Below are 12,060 nucleotides of genomic sequence, written 5' to 3'. Positions count from 1 at the left end.
GCGGTCTCCGGCGGCCTGCCGGCAAGCTCGAATTACCTCTCCACCATACCCGAGGAATCGTCATGAGCCGTTTCGAAGAACGCATCACCCGTCTGGAACAGACCCTGCCGCACGTGGAGCCGGCGGAGCTGGCGCGCTGGCGGGAGTCCGGTGAACCGCTGCTGCTGGTGGACGTGCGCCAGCCGGAGGAGGTGGAGGCCGGGTCCATCGAGGGGGCCGTGAACATCCCCCGGCCCAGGCTGGAGGCCAGCATCGAGTCCCATCTGGAGGATCCGGCGCAGCCCGTCGTGGTGTTCTGTGGCGGGCGCGGGCGCTCCCATCTGGTGGCCGAGAGCCTGCGCGCGATGGACATTGACGCCCGCGTGCTGCGCGGCGGATCGGCAGCCTGGCAGGAATATTGCAGCGAGTCGGGTTCCAATCCGAACCCGGGGTAGTCCTTCGTATGAGCAATAACGCTTCTTCGGCCGGTTGTGGCCGGGGCATGAATCCGGAACTCCAGCGCCGTCACCAGCACGACCAGAGCGTGTTTCACCGGCTGCTGGAACGTCACGATGCGATCCAGCGTACGGTGACCCACATTGACGGAGGGCTGCGCAGCGTCACGACCTCGCGCGATCCCGAAGTGGTCCGGCTGCTGCATGATCACGTGCCGGCGATGCACCGTCGGCTGCAGGAAGGTTTTCGGTTGCGCCGCTGGGACCCGCTGTATGTCGCGATCTTCGATCAGCGGCATCGGGTGTCCATGGACATCGAGCTGCGTGCCGATGGAGTGGTGGTCGAGGAGACCAGTGACGACGCCGAGGTGGTCGAGCTGATCCGGGCGCACGGCCGGGCGGTGGACGGCTTCGTGGCCAGGGGGCAGGCCGCCGCGGTACGGCCCTCCCCGATGCCGGGAGAGGCGACCGAGATCTCCTCCTGAGCCTGGCGGGCAATCCCGGTTCTTGCGGGGTGGTGACAGAAACGACATGAAAACCGGGGGAAGAACTGCCCATCAAGGCAGCCCTCCCGGTCCCCGGACCAGATGTTCTAGAAGTCGTACCGGACCCCGGCGTGGAGGAAGCGGCCGGGATCCGCTGCCAGCGAACTTTCATTGTCGGCATCGAACAGGTTGTCGATCCCGCCGCGCAGGGTGACGTCCTCCCAGGCCGCCGGCGCGTACTCCACGTTCAGACTGGTCAGGGTGAACGAGCGATCCCATTCGTCCCCGGCCACGCGTACCTCATCCACGTAGCGGCTGCGCAGCTGCAGGCGCAATTCTTCCGTGGGCGTCCACAGTGCGCTCGCCACCATGGTGAGTTCCGGCGTGTCGCTCAGGGTCTCGCCGCTGTCCCGATCGATCGCATCCATCCAGGTGCCCCCCAGGCGCAGCTCCACCTGCGAGTTGAAGTCCGCGCCCAGGCGGGTCTCCACGCCGCGGGCGCGGGCGTTGCTCACGTTGCGGAACGTGCGGTAGTAGCCATCGCCCCGGGTCTGCGCGATCCGGTCATCGAACTCGGTATAGAACAGGCCCACGTCGTAATGCCCCGTGGTGGTGTCGCTCAGGCGCAGGTCGCCGGCGATGCCGAGCTCGGCATTGCGGCTGGTCTCGGGGTCGAGTTCATGGCGCGTCTTGCCGACAGCCGGATCGACGACATGGGCGCCCAGCACCCGCTGTCCGCGCGGGTTCAGGGTGTCCACGTGGAACGAACGCAATTCCGGCAGCTTGAACCCCTCGGCATACTGCACGCGCAGCCGGGCCTCGGGGGCCAGGCGATAGACCGCGCCGGCCTGCAGCGAGGTGTTGTCGACCTCGGTGGAGGTCTCGTCGTGGCGGGCGCCGTAGACCAGATCCAGGCGCTCGCTGATCGCCCATTCGTGCTGCAGGAACACCCCGCCGACCCACTGGTCGTCTTCCGGCTCGTGCGCCGGTTCGCGGTCGCGGTAGGTCTGATGCTTGTGTTCGAAGCCGGTCAGTACCGTGTGGCGGGCGTCGGGCCGCCAGGTGGCGGCGAAGTCGTGGACGCGGTCGGTGAAGGTGACCTCGCGCGGGCCGAATTCGCTGTCCCCGGTGGCATCAAAGCCGAAGTCCGCGGCCTCGAGGAAGGTGTTGGAGCGGTCCATCTCGAACTTGCTTTCGTAGACCTGGTAATTCAGCTCCAGGGTGTCGGTCACGAACCATTCGGCGGCCACGGCCAGATCGCGCCGGTCGCTGTCCTCGCTGCGCTGTGCTGGGAACTGCAGGGCGCGCACCGGATCGCCATTGTTGTTCGTGTAGCCGGTGGCCACCGGCGGGCGCTCGTGCAGGAAGCGCCGCTCGCGCTCTTCGCGCAGCAGGCCGGCCTCCAGCTCCACGTTGAAGTCGTCGGTGAACCAGTGGCTGACGTCGGCGCGCAGGTTGTAGACCCGCGCGCTCTCGCGGCGGTCCTCGTCGAAGGCATAGCGGTCCTGGATCGCGTGGTCATCCTCCAGCGCGCCGGACTCCGACGGCCGGACCCGGTCGCCCTGCTCGGGGATGCGCACGTCGGCCGTGGCGTCTTCGGAATAGGCCTCGCGGTCCAGCACATCCGCCAGCAGCCGGAACCGGGTGTCGCGGGTGCCGCCGCCCAGAAACAGCGAACCGTTGATGCGCTCCCCGCCATCGGCGCTGGCGGGCATGCCGCCCTGCAGCTCCACGCTGCCTTCGAAGCCCGCATCCGGCTGGCGGGTGATCACGTTGATCACGCCGGCCACCGCATCCGAGCCGTACACCACGCTGCCGGGGCCCTTCACGATCTCGATGCGCTCCACGTGGCTGACCGGGATGCGGTTGAGCTCGAACCCCCGGCCGGAGGTACCGCTGATCCGGCGGCCATCCAGCATGTAGACGATGTCGGCGCGGCCGCCGCCGCGGATCGAGAAGCGGTTGCCGTCGGCACCGGTAAACAGGCTGGATCCGGCCTGCAGGGCCTCGTCCAGCATGGTCGCCCCGCTGCGACGGATGTCCTCGCCGGTGATCACTTCGGTGGAGGCGGGCGTGTTCTCCACCAGACGCTCGGTGCGGGTCGCCGCCGTTACGGTGACCTGTGGCAGTACCCGTGCGGAATCGTCGGGGTCTTCTTCGCCGGTGGCCGGCGGTGCCGCCAGCAACAAGGGCACGGCCGCGGCACCGCCCAGCAGGGCCGCGGGAAACATCTTCTTCGGGAACATTGCGAACTCTCTTTGCGCACCGCCCGTGCGCCGTGGTCGTGGGTGTCGACCGCGGGGGTGCGGGCGTGCGCCATCGTCGGCGCGTCGTGAACCGATGCGCAGCGATGCCGATTCGCCCGGTGATACCGCTCCCCGCGGTTCTCCGTTGTCCTCCGGGCCGGTCTCCGGGCTTGCGGGCTGGAGCCGTTGGCTCCGGGGCAGACCACCTTCCCGCGAAGTACGCCCTGAACGGACGCGTTCTTCGCAGTGGTTCGCGAGGGTCTGCCGTGACCCGCCTACCGTTGCGGGGGCAGCGCCGGACTTGTGCGCAGGTCGAGGCCGGGCACGCACCGGACTTCCCGTTTCACTCGTCGTCGGGATGGCGACGAAGCACCCGGGGGAGACGGAATATTAGTGATGGCTAATGTGTGGTGTCAAACCAACAGTGTCCGGGTGACCCACGGTCGTGGCCGCGGTCAGTGCCTGGCATGTGGTTTGCAAAGGGATCCATTCGGGTGGATTAAAAAAGGGCCGCCGGGTCGGTGCGGGGGGCACCGAGAGCCGACGGCAAAATCCAGAAGAGATGGAGGAGAGAAGGGGCCAGGGGGCCCCTGCATGGCGAACCGACGCTGAGCTGCCGTCGACTCGACAATGGGAATTATACACGGCCGCAAATTGGAATCAATCCATATTCGAAAATTTTTTGGAGATAATTTTCCCCTTTTGACAGTGACTTGCGAGCGTTCGGGTGTCACAGGTGGCATTTTCATTTATTAGTGACTGCCAATATTCGCAGTTTGAGTGGTCAGCTGATCGGCGGCATCGGCATGTGGCCGCGTCATGGCGGGAAATACGAGTTGGCAGGGAGATTGCTTCTTCCGGGCAGGATCATCAGCAAGAGGCCGACAGACCATGACGATGCACCTGAGAATGATCGATTGCGGCGGTCACCTGGACGCCGAAGCCCGCAAGCAGCACGAGCGTGAGCAGGTGGTCTTTCAGCGCCTGCTGGAGTCCCACGACGCAATCCGGAGGGAGCTGGAGTTCATCGAGGGTGGTACCCGGACGGTGACGACGGCAACGGATCCGGAACTCGCCGCGCTGCTGCGGGTGCACGTGCCGGAACTGCATCGGCGGCTGCGCGAGAGCGCACACTTGCGTGACCGTGATCCGCTGTATCGCACCCTTTTCGAGCAGCGCGGGCGCATCGAAGTGCACGTGGAAGAGCGCCCGGACGGCGTGGTGGTGGACGAGGTCAGCGAGGACCCGGGTCTGGCGCACAAGCTGCGCGAGCACGCCACGCAGGTGAACACCTTCGTGCTGGCGGCGCGCGAGCTCGCTCGCCAGTACCCGCCGGTGATGGCCGATGATGCGGTGTCCGAGCGGGTCGGCCGGGTGGCCTGATGGCGGTCGGCCGCGCCGGTTGCGGAAACCGTTGAGCCGGACCGGAACGTGGCGGGCGTCCCGAAACGGAGCTTGCCAAATCCCCGTACGGGGCCTACAAGAATGGGTGGAGTCCACACAACCCTGGAGGTTGATATGTCCCCATCCATGCGTTCAGCACTGTTGGCCGGCGGCCTGATGACTCTGGCCGCCGCGCCCGTTCATGCCGATTCGGCCACGTTCAACACCCCCAGCCTGACACCCGAAATCGCGACCAAGGCCGTCGAGGCCGCGGTGGATGCCTGTCGTGATCGCAACGCACAGGTAACCGCAGCGGTGGTCGACCGCTTCGGGACCACTCAGGCTCTCAAGCGGGATCGGTTCGCCGGTCCGCACACCGTCGGCACTGCACAGAGCAAGGCCTGGACGGCGGTCAGCTTCCGTACCGATACGCTGGAGCTGCGCGATGATGCCTTCCCGGGCGAGGTCAGCTACGGCATCCAGCACCTGCCCAACGTCACCATCCTCGGCGGCGGCGCTCAGGTCACCTCCGACGGGCGCATCGTCGCGGGCATCGGGGTGTCGGGCAGTCCCAGCGGCGAGGTCGACCACCAGTGCGCCATGGATGCGATCGACGCCATCCAGGACGATCTGCTCTGACGGTGCATTATCCGGCCCTGCCCGTACCGGGGAGGGCCGGTTTCAGCGGCGCTTCTTGCGCCCGCGCCGGCGGCGGCCGACCTTGACCCGCTCCGCCGCCGCCTGCAGATGCGCACGGGCCTCTTCCGGCACCCGGTGCGAACAGCGCACGCGAACGCCGTCGCGGCCACGCACCGCGGTGATCCTGCCGCCCTGCAGCCCGTGGCGGCTGACCACCTCGCGCACCGCGTGCAGGAAATTGCGCGGCGGATCCCCGCGGGTGGTGTGCACGCTGCCGTCTTCTTCGATCACCACGCTGAAGAGGATGCTCACCTGCCATACCAGCAGAACGGCGGCGATGATCAGAAAGCCGATCATCAGCACAAAGGCGATAAACATCATCAGCGCAGCACGAAGACCGAAACCGGGAGGCGCCGGGCGAGCTCACCCGCATTCGAACTGATCAGATGCAATCGGTCGGCCACGCCCGGGATGTGCGAGGCCATCACCACCAGGTTGGCATCCAGTTCCTTCTGCGCCTGAGCCAGCTTGTCATCCAGCTCCACCGCCACGTCGTTGCTGTGCATCAGCTTCGAATCGGTGCGAATGCCGTATTTCTCGCCCTGTTCGCGGGCGAAGTCCGCCAGATGCCTTTCCATTTCCTCCGGGGTCCGGGCGGCACGGTTGGCCAGGCTCCCCGAAACCGTCACGTAGTACACCGTGGCGTCGTACTCCCGTGCCATCCTGGCCGCGATTTCGAGGCTGTTCTGCAGCTTGTCGGTGTGTTCGAGATCCACCGGGATCATGATTCGTTCAAACATGGTTGTTTCCTTAACGGTTCGGTCGGCCCGCCCGACCTTCCAGCCGTATAGCAGATTCCGGCGGGGCGGGGCAGTCGGCTGACGGCCACGGTGATATGGTTTCACAGTTTTCGTCCCGGAGGATATGCGTTGGCAGCGGAAACAGGGGGCGGGGAAGACCCGTACAAGGTCCGGCTGACCCCGGCGTTCTCCGTACTGGTGGGGGGGCACCGCGGGCAGCGGCTGGAGCGCAACTGGCTGTCGCACGGAGATACCGAAGCCCGCCGGGCCAGTCTGCAGGCCACCCTGGAGCGGGTGCTGCGGCGGCTGTACGGCGCGGCCGCGGAACGTTTCGCCAGTACCGATGCGGTGTACGCGGACGTATCGCCGGTGATGCGGCTGATCACCGGGCGTGCCACCGGGACCAACGAGCTGGCGCGGTCCGCGGCCGCGCGCCTGGATGTGGACCTGCATCTGATGTCCACCAGCCCCGAGACGGCCGGCGAGCCGGGAGCGCATGCCCGCCGTGGCGTGGTGCTGGGGGCCGAGCCCGTTCATGGTGCGGAGGACCCGCCCGAGTCGGTGCACCGCCTGCGGGATGACCTGGCGCTGACGTTTTCGGACATGCTGGTGGCCGTATGGGACGGGCAGGAACCCCACGAGGTCACCAGCGGCGCGGGGCAGATGATCCGTGACGCGGTGATGCGCCGACAGGGCGTCCTGCTGCTGTATCTGGACCCGGAGCAGGACACCCCGCAGCTGATGATGCTGACGGCGGCGCGGGTGACCGACGCGGCGCTGACCCGCCTGGACGTGATGGAAGTGACCCCGGCGGCGCTGCTGTCGCTGTTCGACCCGGTGGAGCTCGACTCCCGCCGGATCGACGAGTGGCTGGAACGCATCCTGTGTCCGTTCACCCCGGCCCTCGACGAGACCACCACCGAGAATCGCCTGATCCGGCGGATCGATGACCAGGTGGGGGTGGGGCACTACGTGGTCTGGTGGGGGCTGTGGCTGCTGGGCCTGGCGGGTCTGACCCGACGTCGCCGACGCCCGCCGGGGTTATGGAACTGGGTGACCGGCAGCTGGATGTGGCTGCACGCGATGCTGGAGCCCCCGGCGCGCAGCCAGCCCTCGCGTGTGGTGGAACTGCTGCAGACCGATGCCCGCGACGAAGTGCGCCGCCACTGGGTGGTGAACCGTCTGCATGCGGCATCCTCCGCGCTGGCCATGCTCGACCTGCGCGGGGCACTGCGCGCCCTGCGCCCGGCGCCGTCCCGCGGCAACCGCTACAACGCGGTGCGTCCGAGTCCCGAGCGCGAGGCCGAGCACCCGATCCGCGAACCGGCGTTCGAGCACTTCTTCAACTGGTCCGACGAGCAGGCGGGTATCTTTGCCACGCGCCACCAGGACGACACCTGGATGATCTACTACGCGGCGGCGATGGCGGTGTTCGCCGCGGTGGCCGGGGCTCTGCAGGTGTGGCCGGCGGCGCCCGGCGAGGTGCCTTATTTCTGGATCGCGGTGGAGTTCGTGCTGCTGCATTTCATCGTGCGGCGCGTGCTGAAGGCCCGCTACCGCGATCACCACGGACACTGGATCCGCTTTCGTTTCCTCGCCGAGCAGCTGCGTTATCTGCGTCTGGGGTATCCGTTACTGGTGCTCCCGAAGACGTTTTCCGCACCGTACTGGCGGCCGGAGAACCGCCGTCCGGAAGGCCGCCCCATGGAACGGCATTCGGAGCTGGAGAGCGCCGAACTGTGGGTGCTGCAGCGCCTGCTGGTGGCCGAGGGCATGCCGCAGGACCGCCGTGGCCGTGTGCCCTACCGGATGAGCGAGCACAACGAGGCGGCCCTGGATTACATCCACGACGTGCTGGACGAGCACCGCGAGTATTACCGGCGCTCGGCCCACAACCTGGAGATGAACCACAAGTACCTGCACCGGCTTGCGTTCACGCTGTTCTTCGCGACCTTCCTGGTGGTCACGCTGCACTTCTTTTTCCACTTTCCGTGGAGCCTGTTCTTTACCGCGTTCTTCCCCGCCTGGGGCGCGGCCATCCACGGCATCCTCGCGCAGAACGAGGTCGTGCGCATGTCGGCGATGTCCGGCCAGGTGTGGCGCCAGCTTCGTACCCTCGAGGAGGCCTTCGCCCTGCACAAGCAGGTGCAGGCGGACTACGCCGTGGAGCAGACCCGCTGGATGCGCACCGAGGAACTGCGCGAGCTGGTGGGCGCGGCGACGCACATCCTGTCCGACGCCAACCGCTACTGGCGTTCCCTCCTGCGCCACAACCAGGCGGACCTGCCGGGCTAGGTTCGTTCTATCAATAGGTGGCGTCGAGGATGGTGTAGCCCTCAGCGCGCCAGCGCAGCATGGCGATCGGGGCCTGTTCCACCGGCCGTATGAAGTCCGGCAGGTCCTCCGGGGCCAGGTCCAGGCGGCGCAGGCTCGCGGCATCGGCCTTCAGCCGTACGCCGTCCTGCGCGGCCAGCCGCGCCAGGCGGTCGCGCACGTGGCCGGCCGCGGTGGCGTCTTCCAGCGGGAGGTGGTCGTCGCGCGTGACCAGCAGGGCGGTGGCCGCATCGCGAAAGCTCAGGATCATGTCCGCGCGCACGTCCTGCGCACGCACGGACTCCAGGGTCTTCTCGATAATGCTGATGCGCGCGATCAGGTGCTCCGGGCGCTCGTTGGTGATGTCCCAGACCATACGGGCCTCGTCCAGGCCCGCCAGCGCGCGGGCATCATCCGGTTCTCCGCGCCACTGCTCCAGGATCTCCAGCACGGGCTCGATCGCCGGCGGGGTGTCCGTCAGCGGCGTGGGTACCAGCAGGCCGCGGTGCGAGCCTTCCACGACCAGCGGTTCGGGGTGCCCCTCCAGGGCCAGGGAGTCGACCGGGACCACGCCGTCGCCCAGGCCTTCGCCGGTCTGGTCCAGCCAGTCGGCGATGCGCCGGGGCAGCTCGGGGGCGTCCAGCTGTTCCCCCATCTGCTGCAGGCCGCGTTCCATTTCGGGCGTGGGTTCGGCCAGCACGCCGCCGATGATGCGTACCGGAATGTCGTCGGGCCACGGACGGGCGTTGAGCTCGGTCAGGAACCGGCTGTCCGGGCGCAGGTCGATCTTGGCCGCGCCGGTGCCGTCGCGCAGCCCGGCGAACAGCGAGAACCGCTCCTCGCGGATATCGGCGAACCATTCACGCAGCTCCAGCCACATGCGCAGCCGCGCCCATTCCGAGCCGTGGTTGGGCGTGGCGATCAGGATCACGCCGTCCACCGGCGGGCCCCCGATGCGCGGCTCGCCTTCGGCCGGGTGCCGCCAGCGCGTAATGAAATCGCGGATCACCAGGCCGCCCATGGAATGGCCGATCAGGATGACCGGATGATCGGCGTCCAGGTCTTCCCAGTGTTCGGCCAGCAGGTCGGTGCTGCGGTCAATGGCCTGGTCGTTGGGATAGCGGAATTCGACGGGATTGAAACCGGCGGTGTCCATGGCGGTGGCCAGCTCGTCCCAGATGTTGCCGGGCTCGTCCAGTCCGTGCAGCAGGATGGCATCCGGAGCCGCGGAGTCCGGATAGCGCTCCGAGCGCGGGATGAAGCCGAGCAGTTCGTCGGGCAGTTCCATGGCCTCGGGGAACCACTGCTCCAGGCGGTCGTGGACCTCCACGCGCAGTTCCCGCTCCTGCTCGGGCTGAAATTCGCCCCAGAGCGCCCAGACCCCCAGAGCGAACAGGGGCAGGGCGATGAGGATCAGAAGGGTTCGCCGGAGACGGCGTTGCATGGGTGCCTCCTCCGGACGGGACGCTTACTGCCCTTCGACGGTGGTCAGGCCCAGGGTGTGCCACATCTGCATGCCGCCGCGGTACCACTTGATCTTGTGGCCCGGGTACCCGAGGTTGGTCAGCGTGCGGATGTTGGTGGGCGACTGGCCGCACCACGGGCCGTTGCAGAACAGCACCAGGGTCTTCGCGTTGGAGAAGTCCAGCAGATCCCAGTGATCCATCACGCTGAACTTGTCGAGCATGATGTCGCGTACGTCCGCGGGCTCGGCGTCGCCGTCGATGTTCAGCTCCTGCCACGGGATGTTGATGGCCCCGGGGATGGTGCCGCGGGCGTAGGAGTCGGGGCCGCGCGAATCGATGATCAGCAGGTCGTCGCGCTCGCCGAGCTGGCCGAGATACTCGAGGAACTCCGCCTCGCCGAGGGTTTCCACGCCACGGCCCAGGTCCATGGGCTGGACGCAGAACGGCGGGCAGGGGCGCGAGGTCTTCGCGAATTCGTTGTCCAGCCGGTTCTCGGTGTCCTGGATGCGCTGGATGGTGACGGTCTCGTCACCGTGCGGGACCTCCAGCGACTGCAGGTCCGGGGTGATGCCGACTTCCAGCGCCGAAGCAGGCCCGGCAAGGCCCAGGGTGAACAGGCCGGCCAGGGCCAGTCCGGGGGCAAAACGTTTCTGCATCTTCTCCTCCAGCATGTTTTTGTTCGCAAGCCGGGATTGTGAGTCAAACGGTGTCGGCTTGCACCCTGCCGGCCGGGGGCTTCAGCACGGCTTGCACGGGCCGTTACCCTCCTCGAGGCCACGCTTCGTGGCCAGCGGATTTCAACAGAGGGTTCAGGTTTGGATCGACGGGTGGAACACAGCCGCAATGGCTCCGGACTGGCGGGCACCGTGCGCGGCCTGACCCTGGCGCTCGGTCTGGTCGCCGCAGGCGTGACGCCCGTGCTGGCCGAATCGCCCGACCGACCGACCCACGAGGTGCAGCGCGGCGACACCCTGTACAGCATCGTGCAGACCTTTGATCTGCCCCCGGGCGTGTCGGTCAACGAAGCCATGCTCGCCTTCCTCGAGGCCAATCCCGAGGCCTTCGCCGAACAGAACGTGAATACGCTCCGGGCCGGGACGGTACTGGAGCGGCCGCCGGAGTCGGCGTTCGCCCGGCGTGACCGGGACAGTGCCCGCGCCGAGGTCCTGCGTCACATTGAGAACTGGGACCCGGGCGCCGTGCGTGTGGAGGACCGCTTCGAAGCGGTGGACGAGGGCCGCGAAGGCATGTCGCGTGCCGCGATCGAAGAACGTCTGGCCTCGCGCGATGCCGAGATCGACGAATTGCGCGAGGCCGTGGAAGAGCTGCGGTTCCTGCTGGAGTCGGAGCGTCTGGATGCGGGGACCGACGCCGCGGCCGAAGAACTGCGCCAGCAGATGGAACAGGACCTGGACACCCTGCGCACCGAGCGTGATCAGCTGCGCGACCGCCTGGTCGAAGTCGAGGAACGGCTGGTCGAGGTGGAAAGCCGGCCGGGCCCCGACGAGGTGCCGCTGAGCGAACAGCTGACCCGACCGCCGGTGCTGGTTGCACTGGGGTCCATGGCGCTGGGTCTGGGTCTGTTCCTGGTGGCCGGCATCATGCTGGGGCGCCGTCAGACCGGGGGCGGGGGCAAGTCCGCTTCCGGCGGCAAAAAGGGAAGCGCGCAGGCGAAGTCCGGCAAGGGCCGTTCGGCCCGCGGGGACGACGCCGAACCGCAAACCCCGGCTGAAGAAGGTGCCAGCGCCGCGGCCGCCGGAGCCGCCGCAGCTGCAGCGGGCTCGTCGGCGGGCGCCGAGCCGGAACCCGAACCCGAGCCCGAGCCCGAACCCGAGCCCGAGCCCGAGCCCGAACCCGAGCCCGAGCCCGAGCCCGAGCCCGAGCCCGAACCCGAGCCCGAACCCGAGCCCGAACCCGAGCCCGAACCCGAACCCGAACCCGAACCCGAACCCGAACCCGAGCCCGAGCCCGAGCCCGAGCCCGAGCCCGAGCCTGAGCCCGAGCCTGAGCCTGAGCCTGAGCCTGAGCCTGAGCCCGAGCCCGAGCCCGAGCCGGAGCCCGAGCCGGAACCCGAGCCGGAACCCGAGCCGGAACCCGAGCCGGAACCCGAGCCGGAACCCGAGCCGGAACCCGAGCCGGAACCCGGCTCGGACGAAGAACCGGCGTTCGACGATTCCTCCGACGAGGCGGAAATCCCGCAGGCCTCGGAAAAGGACGAGGATGACTGGGAATTCGATTTCCCCGATCCCGACGACGAATCCCGGTAACCCGCCCGTAGGAGGCCGGCCCTCCGG

The 12,060-nt window shown here is 67.9% G+C and carries 10 protein-coding genes, 1 pseudogene and 1 riboswitch; of the genes and pseudogenes, 6 read left to right on the top strand and 5 right to left on the bottom strand.

The window, feature by feature from the left end:
- Positions 1–62: 62 nt before the first annotated feature.
- Both C998_RS0111505 and C998_RS0111500 read left to right on the top strand, forming a co-directional pair.
- Entirely contained in the window at positions 63–434 is a 372-nt protein-coding gene (locus C998_RS0111505) for a rhodanese-like domain-containing protein (RefSeq protein ID WP_018871017.1), read from the top strand.
- 47 nt (positions 435–481) lie between these two features.
- The gene (locus tag C998_RS0111500; RefSeq protein ID WP_018871016.1) at positions 482–919 is read left to right on the top strand and encodes a hypothetical protein; all 438 of its coding nucleotides are present in this window, start codon (positions 482–484) and stop codon (positions 917–919) included.
- 107 nt (positions 920–1,026) lie between these two features.
- Here the strand turns inward: C998_RS0111500 and C998_RS0111495 are convergent, their stop codons facing one another.
- Entirely contained in the window at positions 1,027–3,165 is a 2,139-nt protein-coding gene (locus tag C998_RS0111495) for a TonB-dependent siderophore receptor (RefSeq protein ID WP_018871015.1), read from the bottom strand.
- A 137-nt stretch (positions 3,166–3,302) separates the two neighbouring features.
- Positions 3,303–3,557: riboswitch (cobalamin riboswitch) on the bottom strand.
- 499 nt (positions 3,558–4,056) lie between these two features.
- Here C998_RS0111495 and C998_RS0111490 point away from each other — a divergent pair.
- The gene (locus C998_RS0111490; RefSeq protein ID WP_018871014.1) at positions 4,057–4,548 is read left to right on the top strand and encodes a hypothetical protein; all 492 of its coding nucleotides are present in this window, start codon (positions 4,057–4,059) and stop codon (positions 4,546–4,548) included.
- 135 nt (positions 4,549–4,683) lie between these two features.
- Complete coding sequence (locus C998_RS0111485) at positions 4,684–5,187, top strand: heme-binding protein (RefSeq protein ID WP_026279593.1); 504 nt, start codon at positions 4,684–4,686, stop codon at positions 5,185–5,187.
- 42 nt (positions 5,188–5,229) lie between these two features.
- Here the strand turns inward: C998_RS0111485 and C998_RS0111480 are convergent, their stop codons facing one another.
- Both C998_RS0111480 and C998_RS0111475 read right to left on the bottom strand, forming a co-directional pair.
- Positions 5,230–5,568, bottom strand: a complete 339-nt coding sequence (locus C998_RS0111480; protein ID WP_018871012.1) for a DUF3634 family protein — start codon at positions 5,566–5,568, stop codon at positions 5,230–5,232.
- Entirely contained in the window at positions 5,568–5,987 is a 420-nt protein-coding gene (locus tag C998_RS0111475; RefSeq protein ID WP_018871011.1) for a universal stress protein, read from the bottom strand. Before C998_RS0111475 ends, C998_RS0111480 begins: the two co-directional genes overlap by 1 nt.
- 129 nt (positions 5,988–6,116) lie before the next feature.
- Between C998_RS0111475 and C998_RS0111470 the strand changes: the two genes are divergently transcribed.
- Positions 6,117–8,282: a hypothetical protein gene (locus C998_RS0111470; RefSeq protein WP_018871010.1), complete on the top strand. Its 2,166-nt coding sequence runs from the start codon at positions 6,117–6,119 to the stop codon at positions 8,280–8,282.
- A gap of 433 nt (positions 8,283–8,715) precedes the next feature.
- On the opposite strand, the pseudogene C998_RS14120 reads toward C998_RS0111470, so the two are convergent.
- Together C998_RS14120 and C998_RS0111460 are read right to left on the bottom strand one after the other, a co-directional pair.
- Positions 8,716–9,744, bottom strand: a pseudogene (locus C998_RS14120) (esterase/lipase family protein); the annotation flags it as partial.
- 24 nt (positions 9,745–9,768) lie between these two features.
- Positions 9,769–10,422 (bottom strand): rhodanese-like domain-containing protein, encoded by a 654-nt coding sequence (locus C998_RS0111460; protein WP_196799389.1) that lies wholly within the window; start codon positions 10,420–10,422, stop codon positions 9,769–9,771.
- 171 nt (positions 10,423–10,593) lie between these two features.
- Here C998_RS0111460 and C998_RS0111455 point away from each other — a divergent pair, with 171 nt between their 5' ends.
- Positions 10,594–12,033, top strand: a complete 1,440-nt coding sequence (locus C998_RS0111455; protein WP_018871007.1) for a FimV/HubP family polar landmark protein — start codon at positions 10,594–10,596, stop codon at positions 12,031–12,033.
- The last annotated feature ends 27 nt before the right edge of the window (positions 12,034–12,060 follow it).

Source organism: Thioalkalivibrio sp. ALgr3, from assembly GCF_000377325.1.
GTDB lineage: Bacteria > Pseudomonadota > Gammaproteobacteria > Ectothiorhodospirales > Ectothiorhodospiraceae > Thioalkalivibrio.
The sequence above is the reverse complement of the archived record's forward strand: the minus strand, read 5'-3'. Positions and strand labels throughout refer to the sequence as shown.

What these genes read in the sequence shown, in the direction of transcription:
- C998_RS0111505 (WP_018871017.1), top strand. Translation starts at nt 63, where the DNA reads ATGAGCCGTTTCGAAGAACGCATCACCCGTCTGGAACAGACCCTGCCG.
- C998_RS0111500 (WP_018871016.1), top strand. Translation starts at nt 482, where the DNA reads ATGAATCCGGAACTCCAGCGCCGTCACCAGCACGACCAGAGCGTGTTT.
- C998_RS0111495 (WP_018871015.1), bottom strand. Translation starts at nt 3,165, where the DNA reads ATGTTCCCGAAGAAGATGTTTCCCGCGGCCCTGCTGGGCGGTGCCGCG.
- C998_RS0111490 (WP_018871014.1), top strand. Translation starts at nt 4,057, where the DNA reads ATGACGATGCACCTGAGAATGATCGATTGCGGCGGTCACCTGGACGCC.
- C998_RS0111485 (WP_026279593.1), top strand. Translation starts at nt 4,684, where the DNA reads ATGTCCCCATCCATGCGTTCAGCACTGTTGGCCGGCGGCCTGATGACT.
- C998_RS0111480 (WP_018871012.1), bottom strand. Translation starts at nt 5,568, where the DNA reads ATGATGTTTATCGCCTTTGTGCTGATGATCGGCTTTCTGATCATCGCC.
- C998_RS0111475 (WP_018871011.1), bottom strand. Translation starts at nt 5,987, where the DNA reads ATGTTTGAACGAATCATGATCCCGGTGGATCTCGAACACACCGACAAG.
- C998_RS0111460 (WP_196799389.1), bottom strand. Translation starts at nt 10,422, where the DNA reads ATGCAGAAACGTTTTGCCCCCGGACTGGCCCTGGCCGGCCTGTTCACC.